Consider the following 17,445-nt stretch of genomic DNA (forward strand, 5'->3'; position numbering starts at 1 on the left):
CCCAGACGGTCTGCCCGGTATGGGCACACAGATCATGCTGGCTGTTCCCCTTGCTCACTATCATTGGTGCTTTTGCAGAAGGATAACTCATGCGTACTTTTCTGGTGGCGTTGTGCGTCTCGTTGAGTGTTTTGACCTTCCCGGCCCTGGCGGCTGGCACACTCAGTGATGGATGGGAATGGCTGAAGCAGGACGTGTCACAAACCTGGGAGCAGCCACAATATTACGACCTCTATTTGCCGTTCATCAGCTGGCATGCCCGTTTCGCTTATGACAAAGACAAAACCGATAACTACAACGAGTCGCCATGGGGCGGTGGCTTTGGTGTGTCCCGCTACAACGAGGACGGTGACTGGAGCGCGCTGTATGCGATGGCCTTTAAGGATTCGCATAACATGTGGCAGCCGATTATCGGTTACGGCTGGGAGAAAGGCTGGTATCTCGATGAGGCACGCGATGTGCGTTTAGGGTTGGGGCTGACGGCGGGCATCACCGCGCGTGACGATTTCGCCAACTACGTGCCACTGCCGATTGTCCTGCCGCTGTTCTCCGCAGGCTATAAAAATCTCAACGTGCAGTTCACCTATATTCCGGGTAGCTACAACAACGGCAATGTGCTGTTTGCCTGGTTCCGCTATGGCTTCTGACAGGGTGCAGCGTTCACCCACGCTTAAGTGGCTGAAGAGAATCGCCCTGGGCGTGGTTTCTTTGCTGATCATGTTTTTGCTGATTCGCGGCTATCAGTCTGAGCAGGGTGCACCGCTGCATCGCTGGCATACCTGGGCGGCTGACGAAATGACAGTGGATCAAATAGATCACGCCACCTTCGCCGATTATCTGGCGCAGGAAAATGTGATCTTCCAGCAGATGAATCACAACGTCACGGACCAACTGAGCGATGAAGAGAAAACCTCGCTAAACCGCTATTACGCGCAAAGCCCGGTCTATCCGGCAGGATTTGACACCGACTGGAATCGTTCGTTTGTACTGAAACCCATGGGTGAAATTAAAGGCGCTGTGGTGCTACTGCACGGCCTAACGGATTCGCCTTACAGCATGCGTTATCTGGCACAGGCCTATCAGCAACAAGGCTATGTTGCGGTAGTACCGAGATTACCCGGCCACGGCACCGCGCCGGGATCGTTAACCAAAGTTGACTGGAAAATGTGGCTGGCCGCGACGCGTCTGGCCGTGCGTGAAGCCACCCGGATAGCGGGAACCCAGGTCCCGTTGCATCTGGTGGGCTACTCAAACGGCGGCGCGCTGGCGATGAAGTATGTGCTTGATAGCCAACAGGATCAGGCGCTGCGTAAACCACAACAGGTGGTGTTGTTGTCACCGATGATTGGCGTGACGGCATACGCCCGTTTTGCGGGGTTAGCGGGATGGCCAGCGGTGTTCCCGGTGTTTGCTAAAGCGGCGTGGCTGAATATCGTGCCGGAATACAACCCGTTTAAATACAATTCATTCCCGGTACGAGCGGCGCGTCAGTCCTGGCTGTTAACCCAGGCGTTGCAGGAACAGATTGTGCAACTCGCCCGCGATGGCGAAATACGTGGCTTACCCCCGCTGATGACGTTCCAGTCGATCCTCGATTCCACTGTCAGTACCCGCGCGGTGGTGAATGCGCTGTACCGTTACCTGCCGGACAACGGCAGTCAGTTAGTGATTTTCGATATCAACCAGGCGGCCAACTTACGCGCGCTGTTCCGGCCTGCACTGTATTCAGCGGTCAACGACTTACTGCCTGCCGCGCCGCGTCATTACGCCACAACGGTGATCACTAACGCGTCGCCCACCACTTATGACGTGGTCGCCCGCATCACGCCCGCCGATCAAACCAACGAAGTGACGCGTCCGCTGCATCTGGCGTGGCCGCAGGATATGTATTCCTTGTCGCATATCGCTGTCCCATTCCCTCTCACCGATTCGCTGTATGGCCGCGAACCCACCGAGAAAAATCGTTATGGCATCAGCCTCGGCATCATCTCACTGCGCGGAGAAACCGCCAGCCTCACCGTGGGACTCGACACCTTGATGCGTAATACCTCCAATCCGTTTTTCACTTATATGATGGCGCAAATAAATGCACGAATTGCCTGCGGTCAGCAGCCGGATCTGCAGCAGTGCCTTAAAGAGTGATGACTTTTTTCAGCAGCCCGTTGGCAAGAATCAGTCGGGCCAGCAACACCGAGAGCACAAAGGTCAGCACAATCAGCGTGAGTTTGGTGGCCAGCGAGGTGATTGGGATCAACGCGGTGACGATGTGAAACACCGAGTAATGCATGATGTACACCCCGGTCATGGTTTTACTCACGGTGGCCAGCAGGGTTTCTTTGAGGGCGACATGGCGGCGGAAACGCACGCCGCTGGCGGCTAATACCAGTGCGACCACCAACAGGTAAATTTGTGAACCGGTGAGGAGGAAGGCATTGCGGTCGGCTTTAAACAACGCGAAGAAGAAGTGCTGCTCGTACAACCAGGTGAACAGATAGATAAAGGGCAGGGCGCAGGTGGCGACGAGGGCGACTCTTCTCCGATTCAGCCAGTCGGCAATCACCGGTTCACACAATAGCTGGCCGGTGAGGTAAAACAGCAGCCAGGTCCAGATGCGGTACTGCGGCGCGAGGCTGAACACCCGCACGTCGGGATAGAGCACCGACAGCAAATCGTAGCCATAAGAAAACAGCAGCAGGGCACCGACCAGCGCGCAAAACGCCAGCCGATGCAGGCTGAGCCAGCTGAGCAGCGGATTAAAGCTGTAGATCACGATAAACGAGAATACAAACCACGGCTGAATAAGGTAACCGCGCTGATAAGGTTCCCACAGATAGTAAATCGTCATCCAGAAGAGGAAGACGATCACCACATTGCGGATCTTGTTGAGCTGCCAGCGTAAATCCTGCTCGGCATGGCTATCCATAATGCCCGCCACCACAAAAAACAGTGGGGTAGCGATGGTGGAGATAAACGTCAGGAACGCCAGAATCCAGTGGTAATCATAATCGTAGCGATCCCAGGTGTTATACAGCGTAAAAAAGGTCACTGCCGCCATGCAGCCGAGTGTCTTAATGACATTCAGCCCGGTGGTGTTCATGTTGACGTCGCTTTCTCAGCGCGGTGGAAGCAGGCATAAATCACCGGCAGAACCAGCAGCGTCAGTATCGTCGCAAAGCCCAGTCCGAACATAATCACTACCGCCATGCTCTGGAAAAACACATCTCGCAGCAGCGGTGCCAGGCCTAACACCGTGGTGAACGCGGTCAGCAGGATGGGGCGCAAGCGCGACGTGGCGGCATACAGAATCGCGTCATGCTGTGCTTTGCTCTGTTTCTGTTGCTCAATCTCTTCCACCAGCACAATGCCGTTACGGATCAGCATGCCGCTCAGGCTCAGCAAGCCAATCAGCGCCATAAAGCCAAACGGTATGCCGGTGAGTAAAAAGCCAGGCGTCACGCCGATCAACGCCAAAGGCACTGTCAGCCAGATCGCCACCGCATTTTTCAGTGAGCTAAACATCAGCACGGTAATCACAAACATCACCAGATAGCCCAACGGCAACGTGGTGAACACGCCTTGCTGCGCTTCGCTGGAGTTTTCGGCATCGCCGCCCCATTCAATGCTGTAGCCGTGCGGCAGTGTTAGCTGATCAATTTGCGGTCGCACGCGAGACAGAATATCACCGGAAGTGTCGCTGCTGAGCGGGCTGGGATCGGTCATCACCGTCAGCACGCGACTGCGATCGCGCCGCAGAATTAATGGATCTTCCCATTCAAGATTGAAGCCACTCACCACATTGCTGAGTGGAATGTAGTGCTGCTGGCTTTGGCTCCACACCAGCACATTGTTCAGATGGTTGGCATCCTGGCGTTCACTGGCGGGCGGACGCACCACCACCGGCAGCAAATCTGCACCTTCACGGTATAAACCCACGCGGCTGCCGGTGAAATTCATTTGCAACGCGTTATCGATTTCCTGCTTATCCACGCCCAACTCGCGGCCCAGCGCCGGATTGAACTGCGGACGAATCACCTTGCTGCGGTTTTGCCAGTCATTGCGCACGCTGTCGGTGGCGGGATCCTGCGCGAGGATATCACCCACTTCACTGGCAATCAGTCGCATGCGGTCGGGATCGGGACCTTTGATGCGTACCTCAATGGCACTGCCGCCGGAAGGGCCAAACATCACCCGTTTGGTGCTGGCATTCACCTGCGGATACTGGCGGGCGATATAATCATCTACGCGGCGCGACAGTGCGGCGATATTGCGCTGATCGTCCATGCGCACCATGATTTGCGCGTAGTTGCTGTACTGGCGCTGTCCATTGTAAGTGAGGATAAAACGCATGCTGCCCTGGCCGACGGTGGTGACCGTAGACACCACGCCTTGCTGCCCGGTGATCGACTTTTCAATATCGCTGGCCATTTGCTCGGTGGCCTTGATGTCTGTGCCGTAAGGCAGCCACAAATCGACAAAGAAGATCGGCGTATTGGACGAGGGGAAGAAGTTTTGTCTTACGCCACCAAAGCCCCAGATCGCCAGTGCCAGCAGGACGGCCATCACTGAAAGCGTGAGGGTTTTCTGCTGTAGCAGCGCGTTGAGCGTGCGTTGGTAGATCCGGTAGAAACCGCCATCGTACGGCGAGGCTTCAGCGGCGAGCGTTGCCGCGCTGTTCTTTTTAAACAGCCACCATTTGATTAACACCGGCGTGATGGTGAGCGCCGAGAACCAACTCAACATCAGCGAAATCAGCAACACCTGGAACAGCGATTTGCAGTACTCACCGGTGGAATCCTGCGACAACCCAATCGGCGCAAACGCCAGTATTGCGATAATCGTGGCCCCTAACAGCGGGAAGGCCGAGCGCCGGATAACAAAGTTGATCGCCGAGGTGCGCGATGAGCCTTGTTGACGTGAAATCAATACCCCTTCGACGATCACAATCGCGTTATCCACCAGCATACTGAGGGCGATAATCAGCGCTCCCAGTGAAATACGCTGTAGCTCAATGCCCCACAAATACATGATTAGCAGGGTGCCCAGCACGTTCAGCGCCAGCGAGAGCGCAATAATGATGCCGCTGCGTACGCCCATAAAGATCAGCAGCACGCCCACCACAATCGCCAGCGCCATCAGGAAGTTGGTGATAAAGCCGTTGACGGAGTGCGCCACTTCCGCAGCCTGATCGTAAAAGGTGTTGATCTGAATACCGGCCGGTTTTTCTGCCGACATCTGCTGCAGTTTGGCTTCCAGTGCACGCCCCACATCAATCACGTTGACGCCAGGGATAAAGGAGACGCCCATGGTGACGGCCGGGCGTCCGTTGGCATGATAGATGCTGGAAGGGGATTCGCTCAACCCGCGAGACAGCGTAGCGATGTCGCGCAAGCGGGTGGTGGCAGTGTCGCCAACGGGGCTGATAAGCAGATCGCTCAGCTCATCGATATTTTCAAATTCACCGGTAGGATGCAGACGAATCGATTCGGAGCCGGATTTGATCTCTCCTGCGCTGGAAACCACGTTCAGGCGGCTCAGTGCGGCGGAGAGTTGTGCTGGCGTGATGCCGCGCGCCGCCATTTTTGTCAGCGAAACATCGACATCAATTTGCTGCGGGATGGCGCCGCCAATCGCCACCTTGCCCACGCCGGGCACCAGCACCAGTTCTCGCCGCAGCTGTTCAGCGTATTGCACTAATTCAGGATTGCTGAAGTTGTCACCGGAAATGGCGAAGAAAAAGCCGAACACGTCGCCAAAATCATCGTTAATGAAAGGCGCTGCTACGCCGGGCGGGAAGAAGCGTGACGCATCACCGACGCGCCGCCGCAGCTCATCCCAGATTTGTGGCAGTTCGTTAGAGTGATAGCGCGACGCAATATTCACCGTAATTTGCGACAGGCCGTTGGAGGAGATGGAACTGACGCTGTCCAGATAGGGCAACTGCTGCAGGGCATTTTCCAGCGGCAGCGTCACCTCTTCTTCCACCTGCTGTGCGGACGCGCCAGGATATTGCGTGACCACTACGGCGGTTTTAATGGTAAAAGCGGGGTCTTCCAGGCGACCAATATTGAGCAGGGCAAAAATACCCCCCAGCCCTAATAGCAAAATCGCCAGCCAGACGCGAATCGGGTTATCAATAAACTGTTTGGAGATGTCCATTACAGCCCTCGCTCACGCGTCCAGATGCGTACCGGCTGTTGCGCATGTAACTCATTGACGCCTGCTGCGACCACGCGTTCACCGGCTTTCAGTCCATCGGTGATCACCACGCCCTGGTTAGTGACTTCGCCGACGGCGACCCTACGATCTTCCAGCTTGAGCTGATCGCCGCTGCCTTGCACCACCCAGACATGAGGCTCATTGCGCTGGTGGCTGTCGGGGTTAAACACCGCTTCGACCGGAACGACCAAGGCTGCATGATTAACGTTGGCGGGAAGATTGGCCAGATTGATGGTGACAGTACCACTGACACCGCCCACGGCCGGAAAATCGGCAGGGCGCGGCATGGTTAAGATCACCTGCCAGGTCAGTGTGTTGCTGCTACTGCTACTGGTGTGCTCTTTGTATTCAGCCTGAAATTCGCGATCTGGCAGCGTGTTAATGCGCACCACCGGGCGGTACGTCATGTTGCGGATATCCAGCGCGGTGAACAGGTTTTCCGGCACGTTAAACACCACATCAAGCAGGTCGGTGCGCGTTAACGTGGCGATGGTCTGGCCCGCCGCAATCACCTGATGATTACGCACATTGACCGTCGCCGCGGTGCCGCTAAAAGGCGCGGTTAAGGTCATCTGGCTTAACTCTTCACGGGCAATTTGCAAGGCCGCGTTGGCGGCATCGCGGTTCGCGCGCTGCACGTCCATTTCGGCCTGAGAAATCGCCTGGCGCCCGGCCAGCGTCTGGAAGCGTGCAAACTGTCGCTGGGCTAACGTAGCGGCAGTCTGGCGTTCGTTAACGCGCTGCTGCGCCTCACGTGCCACCAGTCTGGCGATCACTTGTCCCTGCGTCACATTGTTGCCCTGGCGAATCTCCAGGGCGTCGATTTGCCCACCCCGTTTAAAGGAGAGGTCTGTGGAATCACCCGATTCAATGCGTGCGGGGAAGATGCGTTGCTGAGCCTCACCGGAAGCCACTACCTCAACCACTTTCACCATGCGCGGCAAAGGAGTAACTTCCGTTTTTTTTTGATCGCAACCTGTTGTTATCAATATAACAATGGCGATCAGCGGAAAATAACGCGTCACGAGTTTGTCCTCAATCAGCAATATTGAATTAATTATTGGCGTTATTATTAGCGAGGTTCTTATTCGCCGAGCATTGAAACGACGGCGTAGGTAAATAACCCCACGGCAGAACAGGTTACAATAGCGATAACCACATAAAGACTCAGGCGCAGCAGACTATAGTCCGGCATCGTTACCTCCATTAACAGTGGGCGAAATAGAGTCATCTCACTGCGCACGGATAGGAGTGACGGTTAAGGTTTATTTGTTAAGCATGAGCATAGCTGTGTATATCCAAAAATGTAAAGTTTGATAAACGCAATAACTTTATCGCAAATCATGGAATTTAAGTCTGATTTGTTTGATTTAAACAGAGCTTTAAACCACGTTAACAACATAAACGCAAAGTGTGGCTTTTCTCGCCATTTCATTAACATAGGGGAGGGTTAATTTATTTTCGTTAAAAACGGCTTATTTATCTTTGGTTTAAAATTACGCTAAAAATTGTTTTTTGATTACGGATGACTTTCCTCATAAAAGCAGAGTGAGTTGAATAGCCTGTGCTACGTTTATAACGTTCATTTCTCTTGTCAAAAGTTTGTCGTATAGATTATTTCCCTGCTCAATTTCGTTGAGCAGCCATTAATGACATGTCTTTCAGTTATAAACGGGACTCACCTCAGGCAGTGCGTGGATGTTTGTCTTTGTATTTGAAGTGGATCTGTTAATAACGCGATGTCACCGCCTTGATTTCCGAAACAGGATTTGAGGAGAAAGCGATGAATACTGCTAAATCGGAAAGGTCGTACTATCAGCTTTCTGTCGATGAAACCTTGAGCCAGACAGAGAGTTCCCTCGAAGGTATCTCGGGTAGTGAAGCAACAGCACGCTTACAACAGTACGGTGAAAATGCCCTGCCACAAAAACCGGGCAAGCCAGCATGGCTGCGCTTCCTCGCCCATTTTAACGATGTGCTGATTTACGTGTTACTCGCTGCCGCGCTGCTGACGGCAGTGATGGGCCATTGGGTCGATACACTGGTCATTCTCGGTGTGGCAGTGGTCAACGCGTTGATTGGTCATATCCAGGAGAGTAACGCGGAAAAATCCCTGCAAAGCATACGCAATATGCTCTCCAGTGAAACGGTGGTGATCCGCGCCGGTAACCATGAAACCCTGCCGACCACCGCGCTGGTGCCGGGTGATGTGGTGGTGATCCGCGCCGGGGATCGTATTCCTGCCGACCTGCGCGTGATCGAAGCCCACAATCTGCGCGTCGAAGAGGCGATACTCACCGGGGAATCCACGGTGGTAGAGAAAACCACCGATGCGCTTGCGGGCGAACTTCCGTTAGGCGACCGCACCAATTTACTGTTTTCGGGAACAACGGTCAGTTCCGGTGGCGGTAAAGGGCTGGTCGTCACCACGGGCGGAGAGACCGAACTGGGGCACATCAATCAGATGATGTCCGATATCGAAAAACACCGCACGCCGCTGCTGGTGCAAATGGACAAGTTAGGGAAAGCCATCTTCCTGATTATCCTCGCGATGATGGCGGCACTGTTTGTCTTCAGTCTGCTGTTCCGCGATATGCCGGTCTCTGAACTGATGCTGTCATTGATCAGTCTGGCGGTGGCGTCTGTTCCTGAAGGCTTACCCGCCATTATCTCCATCATTCTCTCCCTTGGCGTGCAGACTATGGCGAAGCAGCAGGCGATCATTCGCAAGCTGCCGACGGTGGAAACGCTGGGTGCGATGACGGTGATCTGCTCGGATAAAACCGGCACGCTGACCATGAATGAGATGACGGTCAAAGCGGTGATCACCGCCGACCATATCTATCGGGTAGACGGTGACAGCTATGAACCGGTTGGTGCCATTCATAAAGCGGATGACGCCGTACCGATTACCGTCACGGGTGGGTCCTTGCTGGAGCAGTATTTACGTACCATAGATCTGTGTAATGACAGCCAGCTGATTAAGGATGAGAGCGGTTTCTGGAAAATCACCGGGGGCCCGACAGAAGGTGCGCTCAAGGTACTGGCCGCCAAAGGGCAGTTGCCGGTGGTCACCACCGAGTTACGCAGTAAAATTCCGTTTGATTCGCAATACAAATATATGTCGACGTTGTACCGCATTGGTGACGAAGAGCGCGTGCTGATCACCGGCGCGCCGGATGTGCTGTTCCGGCTTTGTCAGCAGCAGCAAACCGAGCACGGCCTGCAACCGCTCGATATCAGCTGGTGGGAAGGCAAGATTGAAGAGTATGCGCGCGAAGGCTTGCGCATGGTGGCGGCAGCCTGGAAACCGGCGTTACCGGGACAAACTGAACTCACCCATCAGGATCTGCAACAGGGCGTGATTCTGCTCGGCATTGCCGGAATGATGGACCCGCCGCGCCCTGAAGCCATCACCGCGATTCGTGACTGTCTGCAAGCCGGCATACGCGTCAAAATGATCACCGGAGACCACCCGCAAACCGCGATGAGCATTGGGCAGATGCTGGGGATTGGCAATGCAGACTCAGCCATCACCGGGCGTGAACTGGAAGTGATGGACGATCACCAGTTGAGTGATGCCGCGCAGGCCTACGACATCTTTGCCCGCACCAGTCCGGAGGATAAATTCCGTCTGGTTCAGGCGTTGCAGAGTAAGCAAGAGGTAGTCGGTATGACCGGGGACGGCGTGAACGATGCGCCCGCCCTGAAGCGCGCCGATGTCGGTATCGCGATGGGCATTAAAGGCACCGAAGTGACCAAGGAAGCCGCCGATATGGTGCTCACGGATGATAACTTCGCCACCATTGCCAGCGCAGTAAGGGAAGGGCGCCGGGTTTATGACAACCTGAAAAAAACCATCCTGTTTATTATGCCCACCAACCTCGCACAGGGGTTGTTGATCATCATCGCCCTGCTGGCGGGGAATCTCATTCCGCTCACGCCGGTACTGATTCTGTGGATGAACATGGCGACGTCGGCCACGCTGTCGTTTGGTCTGGCATTTGAAGAGGGTGAAAAAAACATCATGCGCCGACCGCCGCGCGATCCCAAACTGCATGTGATGGATGGGTTCGCTATCTGGCGCGTGGTGTTTGTTGGCTCAATGATTGCGATAAGTGCGTTTGTGCTGGAAGCCTGGCTGCAGCCGCGTGGCTATTCCCCTGAGTTTATCCGCACCGTGCTGTTGCAGACGCTGGTTACCGCGCAGTGGTTCTATATGCTCAACTGCCGTGTGTCGGACGGCTTCTCACTGAGCAAAGGGCTGCTGATGAACAAAGGGATCTGGATCGTCAGCGCGGTGCTGCTGGTGCTGCAACTGCTGATCATCTACGCGCCATTTATGCAGCTGCTATTCGGTACCACTGGACTGCCATTCCGTTATTGGGTGATCACCTTCATCATCGGTTTCGTGATGTTCCTGATTGTAGAAGTTGAGAAACCGCTCACCCGCCGATTCAGAACGGCTTGAGTCTGCTGCCGCCCGTCACGCTGGTGTCAGCGAGGCGGGCGGTGTTTAAGACGATACATGTTGATTTCGGGCCAAAAGATGGGATTTAAACGTTGCAGGACATTTGCTGTCATCAACTCAGAGAGGAAAGTGTCGCACGGGTTCGACAATCTTCACCGGTTTCTTTCTCTTTGGTTTTGTCGCCCTGCACAGTGCTGGCATAGCTGCCTTGGATTTTTCTGGCTCGGTAGTCTTATTCACAGTGATACAGCACGGGCAGTAATGAACATTCGTATATTGCGCTGCGGCGACGGTTAATGCCTGGCTGTGGTTATACATACTGCCAATAAACGCCCGTGAATCGATACCGGGTAATTGTTCACATCCTGCGGTATGCAACAGCAAGCCCCTGCGGGCGTGATCGCAGACGTAATATTTCGTTGCCTTATACATGGTTTTTATCCGTTTGCTGCGTGAGTCAATGGACTCATTAAAGTTTATCGTATTCAATATCTTGTAAATTTGAACATCTCACTACGGCCTGAAACTCAGTTTGCCCACGATGGCTCGCCAAAGTAAACGGAACGATAATACGTGTACCATTTTTTTGCTACGCCTTCATTGTGGACCAGAAGAGAGCCCAGGGTGATTCTATTTTTCCCAAACATCTCGGTATCGGATTTATTGAGGAGATCTTTTTCTACGGCAATAACCGCATCACGACTGTGAACGGTCACACAGGCTATTTCATCTTTTTTGGTTTTCTACGCTCCGCAAATATACCTCATAACCCGACGCAGACAAAATAATCCCCAGGGCACTGAGTGCTCCAACCTTAGCGGAAGTCTTCATTTTAAATTCCCTTAAGTGCTTCACAAACAGTCTCCGGTCTAACTAGCGGAAAATCAATAGTATTTTTGGTTTATTTGATGAAATGAATTGATGTGTATTGCCGATGTCGCCTGGTCATTATCTGATAATGGTTGGGATAAAATCTGAATATTACGTATCACAAAAAAATCCTGTGAGATTTATTGAAGAGGGACTCGAACAAATAAAACGGGCATTAAAGCCAAAGTACATCAAATATCCTGGTTAATAACTTATTAATGGTAGAGTTATGGCATTCTCATGACATTTTTTCCTGGATTAATGCTGAGGTCAGAAGTATCTGATGATAAAAACTCACAGCTCACTCATTCAGCAGGACTATTCACATTAATCAATGAATCACCGCGATGCTGAAACGCTCGTCGTGCATCTGGTCAGATAAAAAGATCAGTGTGTTAAAACAGCAAATGGTTTAACCTTTAACGACCGTCTGCAGTAGATTTAAAGTAAGCTTAATAAAATCAGTGAGTTGATTGAGGTTTTATTGAGCGGCCTTTTGATTGACTGCGACCTGTTCCAGGGGGTGCCCGGTTAGCGGGCTGAGATTCTACCCGCCAGCGTTTTCGCGTTGGCAACGTGGTGACCCTACGAACCTGATCCGGCTAATACCGGCGTAGGGAGCGGAACACAGGGCGACACTGCGTCCTGATCCCATCTTTGTGCTTGTAGCGGACAGACTCTACTCATCAGGCCCGGCCTGAGAAATTTCGCGCAATCGCAACTGGTGGACCCGCATATGACTGAAGCTGCTTTGATCGACGCTTTGCTGACCTTTCTTCAGCGTCAGGACACAACCGACGACGATTTTAACCGCCTGGCGCTCGCCATCTTCGCTTATCAATTCGAACACAATACCCCTTATCGACGCTTCGCCATGCAACGCGGCCGCACACCCTTTACGGTGAAAAACTGGCGCGCCATCCCGGCGATTCCCATTACTGCGTTTAAGGATCTGACGCTGAGCTGCCATGCCACCGATGACGTCGAAGCGATGTTTATGACCAGCGGTACGACCGGCACGGTGAAAGGTCGCAGCTATCATCCGACACTCGATGTCTGGAAATGCTCGATGATGCAGAATTTCCGCCAGCGCTTTATGGCGGGCGAAGAGCGGATTCGCATGGGCATTTTGTTCCCTGATAATCGGGCGCTGCCCAACTCTTCGCTGGCCCATTACCTGACGTTAGCGGTGGAAAAATTTGGCACCGCCGAGAGCGAAGTGCTGCTGGATGACCGCGGTATCGCGATGGATCGCCTGTTTGCTGCGTTGGAGCAGGCTGAAGCGCAGGGCGAACCTTATGCGCTGCTGGGCGCGAGCTACAGCTTTGTCCATCTGCTCGACGAACTGCAGCGCCAGGGGCGACATTTTGCATTACCCGCTGGCAGCCGAATTTTGGATACCGGTGGATTTAAGGGACAATCCCGTGAGATTGAGGCCGAGCAGTTTTACGCCGAACTCAGTGCGTCGTTGGGCGTGCCGCGCACGCACTGCATCAACATGTACGGCATGACCGAACTGAGCAGCCAGTTTTATGACGATGGCAACGTTGCCTGTCCCTCGGTGAAATCCGGCCCGCACTGGATCCGCACCCGCGTGGTCAATCCGCTGACGGGCGAAGAGGTGCCGGAAGGTGAGATGGGCGTGCTGGTGCACCATGATCTGGCCCACTTCAATTCAGTGTCAGCATTGCTGACCGAGGATGCTGGCCGGGCAGTGGCGGGCGGCTTCCATCTGCTGGGCCGGGTCACCGGAGCGGATGCGAAGGGCTGTTCGCTGTCGATGGAAGAGTTCCTGGCTGCTGCGCAGGGTGCAGTGTGAAAGAGGTCGCGGGTTATCTACCGGGATGTTTATCACCTGAAGGGGTGCAGTGGCGCACGCTGAGTTTTAGCCATCACGGCCAGCATCTGGATGTCGACGTGCCCGATCTGAATCCGGCACAAATTACACTTCTCAGCGCACATCTGCGCGATCACGCTCGCGCTTATCTCACAACGCTGAGCGTGGCGAAGATCGTAGCAATTATTGATGAGGCCATTGCGCGATTGCTGGATCGAAACCATCCACTGCGCCGCAAGGCCGAAATGCTGCTGCCGATTGTCACCGGTTATGACGCTGAGATGATTCGCCTTGGGCTTACCGGATACCTCAAAACTTTTCGACAGCCGCAGCTCAAGCGCTTTTTAGCCGAGGACTTTAACGATCCACAGCTGTTGGATGATTTTCAGCCGCGACCTAATGGCGGCTTCGCACGGGCATTTGGCCCGGACCTGCTCATGCATATCTGGGCAGGAAATGTGCCAGGTCTACCGCTGTGGAGTCTGATTTGTGGATTACTGGTAAAAGCGGGCAGCGTGGGCAAATTGCCCGGTGCTGAACCGCTGATGGCGGGCTGGTTCGCACAACTGCTGGCTGAGATCGATCCCCAACTTGGCGAATGCCTGGCGGTAGTGTGGTGGAAAGGCGGCGAAGCCGAAGCAGAAAAACACTGGTTAACCCAGCCTGACGTGGTGATGGCTTACGGTGGTAATGCCGCGCTGGCTGCAATCAAACAGCAACTGCCTGTGACCACGCGTTTTCTGCCGCACGGCCATAAAATCAGCGTGGGGCTGGTGGGGCGTTCGGCACTGGATACAAGGCAGGGCGTCGATCTGGCGCAGCGCGCGGCCTATGACGTGATGCGCTATGACCAGGCGGGCTGTTACTCACCGCAAATGCTGTTCGTTGAACGCGGCGGGCGCATCACGCCGCAGGAATTTGCGGAGTACATCGCCCATGAACTGCGAGCGCTGGCGCGCAAATACCCGCGTCGCGCGCTCTCTTCGGCTGAAGTGAACAGCGTGGCAACCTGGCGCAGCCGTGAAGAGATTCGCGCGTTGCAGGACGATCGCATCCTGTTCGGCGAGCCAACGGACAGCTGGTCGGTGGTGGTAGTTGATGGCCCCGAAGCTCTGATGCCGTCGGCACTCGGACGCACGCTTAAAGTGGTGGCCGTTGATGAGATTGAGGATGCGATTGCATTGATTTCGCAGCAGAAAATTTATCTGCAAACGGCGGCGGTGGCGGCCACTCCGCGAGAGCTGTTTGTTCTCGCCGCGCGGCTAGGGCAAGCCGGTATCAGCCGTATTACTGCCTTTGGCAGCATGACATCGCCTGCCGCCGGATGGCATCACGATGGCCGCTTTAGCCTGCTGGATCTGGTCACTTTTACGGAAATAGAGGCATCTGCTGAAATTGCCGCTGAGCGCTTCGCGCCCTATGCGGATTGAATCCACGTTTTTACAGGAGGTAAGAGATGAAATTTGCTGATCAAACGATTCTGGTGACGGGGGCGAGCCGGGGTATTGGTGCAGCTATCACGCAGGCTTTCGCCGCTGAGGGCGCGCTGGTGGTGGTGAACTACCTGCGCAGTGAAGCCGCCGCAATGGAAGTGGTAAAAAGCTGTGAAGCACTGGGCGGTTCGGCCATCGCCATTCGAGCCGATGTCACCTCAGCAGAGCAGGTAGCGGCGATGATGGAGCAGATCGCTAACACCACGGGTCGTCTGGATGCGGTGGTGAACAATGCTTTCGCACCCTATGTCTTCGATACCGATAATCGACAGCGCTTCTGGGAAACCTCATGGCAGGGCTACCAAAGCCAGTTTGACGGTGCCGTCGGCGCGGCCTATAACGTCTGCCAGGCTGCGTTGCCGCTGATGCGCTCACGCACACGCGGCAGCATTATCAATCTTTCCAGCGATCTGGTGGCCCGTCCGTCTGTTCCTTACCACGATTACGTCACGGCGAAATCCGCATTAATAGGCTTTAGCCGTTCACTCGCCGCCGAACTGGGGCCGCTGGGGATTCGAGTGAACTGTGTTGCGCCGGGTCTGGTCTATCCCACGGATGCCAGCAGTGCGACGCGAGAAGACGTGCGCGATTTTATCACCGCACAAACGCCGCTGCGCCGAATTGCCGAGCCAGTGGATGTCGCCGGTCCGGTGATGTTTTTAGCCTCAGAATGGAGCGAGTTTGTCACCGGGCAAACGCTGTATGTTGATGGTGGGTTGGTGATGGGATGACGGGGGCCGAACGCTGATATTGTTGGCAGCACGATGGGTTAGCGTTAGTCTGATCACTGATTTATCAATTTGCTAACGCCGCTTAACATAAACAGGGAGGTTTAATGAATGCCGCAACTATCCGTGCCGTCATCGGTGGAACGCTTTTAATGGCGTCGAGCTTAGTATCGGCGTCTGCCGCTCAGCCATTGCCTGTACCTCCAGAACATCCGAACTCACAGCGAATCTCCGTGGAGACGCAAGGAACGGGAACAGATGTCATATTGATTCCGGGGCTGGCGTCATCGCGCGACGTTTGGGCCGATTTATCTGCAAAATTACGCAAGAACCATCGCATTCATCTTATCGAGCTTGCAGGCTTCGCGAATACGGCTGCCATTGCCAACCCGGACGGGAAAATCATGGCACCGGCAGTTGACGCCATCGCTGCATATATTCACGTCCAGCACATCAAAGCCCCGACGATCATTGGCCATTCCCTTGGGGGAGAAATGGCATTGATGCTGGCTGCTCGTCATCCTGACCTGGTGGGGCGCGTGATGATCGTTGATGCGTTGCCGTTCTATTCATTGATGTTCAATCCAGCGGCGACCAGCGAAACGGTCGCCCCGCAGGCCACTGCGACGCGAAATTTAATTTTGGGGCAGTCGCCGGAGCAATTCACGGAGTTTCAGAAAGCATCCATCGCCCGTTTAGCGAAGACCGAGGCGGTGAGGCCAGCACTGGTGGCGGCAGGAATCCATTCCGACCGTAAAACCATTGCCGATGCCGTGTATGAAGTGATGATCACCGATTTGCGTCCCGAACTTGGCCGCATCAGAGCGCCGATTGAGGTTGTATACGCATATGACACGCTATTCGGCGTACCAGCAGCCAGCGTGGATGCGATGTACCGTCAAGCCTATGCTTCTGCACCCGATATCCACTTCAAACGGATCGATGACAGTTTTCACTTTGTCATGCTTGATCAGCCTGAGCGATTTTCCGACGCGGTTGAGTCGTCTTTGAATGGCGATGTTAGCCAGATGCAGCCACAAACTGAATGAGATTTGGGGAGGAACGGCCGGAATAGGCCGTTGTTTCGCTGCATTAGAGCGTAGGGCGCAGATATTGCGCGGGATGCATGTCTGATGTGAAAGAGATGGGGGGATGAGACGGTATGGTCCGCTTTGAGCGCAGGCTGTGTGAAAACTCTGCCCCAAAACTGAAGTGCGCGCATCTACGCAAAATCTGGCAATGCCCGACTGGCTGGCTGAGCCAGATTTTAAGTATGAGCGCAGTTTTCATCCCTGTTTTTGGCACTTTAAGCGACCAAAACAGTTTTCACACAGCCTGAGCGAGGAGTGGACACCTGCATCAAGTAAAAAGGTGCCCGTTAATCTTAAGTGAATAGATTACTTAACCCGCTTCCCCGTTTCGTCAGTAACCTGTTCACCATCCTCTTTCTTAAATGCTCCTTGCTGAGGCTCCTGCAGTATATCCAGTACGACTTCGGAAGGTCTGCACAGGCGGGTTCCAAAGGGGGTCACGACGATGGGACGGTTAATTAAAATGGGGTATTCTAGCATAAAACCAATCAGTTGCTCATCGCTGAATGTCTCTTCTGAAAGTCCTAATTGCTCGTAAGGCTCCGCGTTTTTACGCAACAGAGCACGGACTGTGATCCCCATATCTGCAATAAGTTTAACCAGCTCATCATGAGCCGGGGGTGTTTCAAGGTAATAAATTATGGTGGGCTCATTGCCACTGTTGCGGATTATCTCCAGCGTATTACGTGACGTACCACAGTCAGGGTTGTGATAGATGATTATGTTGCTCATATTAGTA

Annotated in this window: 12 protein-coding genes and 1 riboswitch; of the genes, 7 read left to right on the forward strand and 5 right to left on the reverse strand. The window is 54.1% G+C overall.

Annotation, left to right across the window (positions count from 1 at the left end):
- Nucleotides 1-89: 89 nt before the first annotated feature.
- Both pagP and AC6I8L_RS20465 read left to right on the forward strand, forming a co-directional pair.
- Nucleotides 90-647: a lipid IV(A) palmitoyltransferase PagP gene (gene pagP / locus AC6I8L_RS20460; protein WP_058960755.1), complete on the forward strand. Its 558-nt coding sequence runs from the start codon at nt 90-92 to the stop codon at nt 645-647.
- Complete coding sequence (locus AC6I8L_RS20465) at nt 637-2,142, forward strand: alpha/beta hydrolase (RefSeq protein ID WP_058960754.1); 1,506 nt, start codon at nt 637-639, stop codon at nt 2,140-2,142. Before pagP ends, AC6I8L_RS20465 begins: the two co-directional genes overlap by 11 nt.
- On the opposite strand, the gene AC6I8L_RS20470 is transcribed toward AC6I8L_RS20465, so the two are convergent.
- The 3 genes from AC6I8L_RS20470 to AC6I8L_RS20480 are packed head-to-tail and all read right to left on the reverse strand — an operon-like array spanning nt 2,132 to nt 7,241.
- Nucleotides 2,132-3,097, reverse strand: a complete 966-nt coding sequence (locus tag AC6I8L_RS20470; RefSeq protein WP_058960753.1) for an acyltransferase — start codon at nt 3,095-3,097, stop codon at nt 2,132-2,134. The two genes, AC6I8L_RS20465 and AC6I8L_RS20470, sit on opposite strands and share 11 nt — an antisense overlap.
- Nucleotides 3,094-6,156: an efflux RND transporter permease subunit gene (locus tag AC6I8L_RS20475; RefSeq protein WP_058960752.1), complete on the reverse strand. Its 3,063-nt coding sequence runs from the start codon at nt 6,154-6,156 to the stop codon at nt 3,094-3,096. Before AC6I8L_RS20475 ends, AC6I8L_RS20470 begins: the two co-directional genes overlap by 4 nt.
- A complete protein-coding gene (locus AC6I8L_RS20480; RefSeq protein ID WP_498014657.1) occupies nt 6,156-7,241 on the reverse strand; it encodes an efflux RND transporter periplasmic adaptor subunit in 1,086 nt (361 codons plus the stop codon). The genes AC6I8L_RS20475 and AC6I8L_RS20480 overlap by 1 nt, the downstream gene beginning before the upstream one ends.
- Nucleotides 7,242-7,999: 758 nt before the next feature.
- Between AC6I8L_RS20480 and AC6I8L_RS20485 the strand changes: the two genes are divergently transcribed.
- Complete coding sequence (locus tag AC6I8L_RS20485; protein ID WP_058960750.1) at nt 8,000-10,687, forward strand: cation-transporting P-type ATPase; 2,688 nt, start codon at nt 8,000-8,002, stop codon at nt 10,685-10,687.
- A 117-nt stretch (nt 10,688-10,804) separates the two neighbouring features.
- Here AC6I8L_RS20485 and AC6I8L_RS20490 read toward each other — a convergent pair whose 3' ends face one another.
- Nucleotides 10,805-11,119: a hypothetical protein gene (locus AC6I8L_RS20490; protein ID WP_153012301.1), complete on the reverse strand. Its 315-nt coding sequence runs from the start codon at nt 11,117-11,119 to the stop codon at nt 10,805-10,807.
- 947 nt (nt 11,120-12,066) lie between these two features.
- A riboswitch (TPP riboswitch) is annotated at nt 12,067-12,195 on the forward strand.
- Between the two features lie 98 nt (nt 12,196-12,293).
- On the opposite strand from AC6I8L_RS20490, the gene AC6I8L_RS20495 reads away from it, so the two are divergent.
- The 4 genes from AC6I8L_RS20495 (at nt 12,294) to AC6I8L_RS20510 (ending at nt 16,664) form a co-directional block, all read left to right on the forward strand.
- Entirely contained in the window at nt 12,294-13,376 is a 1,083-nt protein-coding gene (locus AC6I8L_RS20495) for a LuxE/PaaK family acyltransferase (protein WP_058960749.1), read from the forward strand.
- Nucleotides 13,373-14,824: an acyl-CoA reductase gene (locus AC6I8L_RS20500; protein ID WP_058960748.1), complete on the forward strand. Its 1,452-nt coding sequence runs from the start codon at nt 13,373-13,375 to the stop codon at nt 14,822-14,824. Before AC6I8L_RS20495 ends, AC6I8L_RS20500 begins: the two co-directional genes overlap by 4 nt.
- Nucleotides 14,825-14,850: 26 nt before the next feature.
- On the forward strand, nt 14,851-15,618 hold the full coding sequence (locus tag AC6I8L_RS20505) for a 3-oxoacyl-ACP reductase (RefSeq protein ID WP_058960747.1): 768 nt from the start codon (nt 14,851-14,853) through the stop codon (nt 15,616-15,618).
- A gap of 104 nt (nt 15,619-15,722) precedes the next feature.
- Entirely contained in the window at nt 15,723-16,664 is a 942-nt protein-coding gene (locus tag AC6I8L_RS20510) for an alpha/beta fold hydrolase (RefSeq protein WP_058960746.1), read from the forward strand.
- A gap of 348 nt (nt 16,665-17,012) precedes the next feature.
- Here the strand turns inward: AC6I8L_RS20510 and arsC are convergent, their stop codons facing one another.
- Complete coding sequence (arsC, locus tag AC6I8L_RS20515; protein ID WP_058960745.1) at nt 17,013-17,438, reverse strand: glutaredoxin-dependent arsenate reductase; 426 nt, start codon at nt 17,436-17,438, stop codon at nt 17,013-17,015.
- Nucleotides 17,439-17,445: the final 7 nt, after the last annotated feature.

The organism is Type-E symbiont of Plautia stali (assembly GCF_059731115.1).

What these genes read in the sequence shown, in the direction of transcription:
- AC6I8L_RS20465 (WP_058960754.1), top strand. Translation starts at nt 637, where the DNA reads ATGGCTTCTGACAGGGTGCAGCGTTCACCCACGCTTAAGTGGCTGAAG.
- AC6I8L_RS20510 (WP_058960746.1), top strand. Translation starts at nt 15,723, where the DNA reads ATGAATGCCGCAACTATCCGTGCCGTCATCGGTGGAACGCTTTTAATG.
- AC6I8L_RS20490 (WP_153012301.1), bottom strand. Translation starts at nt 11,119, where the DNA reads ATGTATAAGGCAACGAAATATTACGTCTGCGATCACGCCCGCAGGGGC.
- AC6I8L_RS20495 (WP_058960749.1), top strand. Translation starts at nt 12,294, where the DNA reads ATGACTGAAGCTGCTTTGATCGACGCTTTGCTGACCTTTCTTCAGCGT.
- AC6I8L_RS20470 (WP_058960753.1), bottom strand. Translation starts at nt 3,097, where the DNA reads ATGAACACCACCGGGCTGAATGTCATTAAGACACTCGGCTGCATGGCG.
- AC6I8L_RS20485 (WP_058960750.1), top strand. Translation starts at nt 8,000, where the DNA reads ATGAATACTGCTAAATCGGAAAGGTCGTACTATCAGCTTTCTGTCGAT.
- AC6I8L_RS20475 (WP_058960752.1), bottom strand. Translation starts at nt 6,156, where the DNA reads ATGGACATCTCCAAACAGTTTATTGATAACCCGATTCGCGTCTGGCTG.
- AC6I8L_RS20505 (WP_058960747.1), top strand. Translation starts at nt 14,851, where the DNA reads ATGAAATTTGCTGATCAAACGATTCTGGTGACGGGGGCGAGCCGGGGT.
- arsC (WP_058960745.1), bottom strand. Translation starts at nt 17,438, where the DNA reads ATGAGCAACATAATCATCTATCACAACCCTGACTGTGGTACGTCACGT.
- pagP (WP_058960755.1), top strand. Translation starts at nt 90, where the DNA reads ATGCGTACTTTTCTGGTGGCGTTGTGCGTCTCGTTGAGTGTTTTGACC.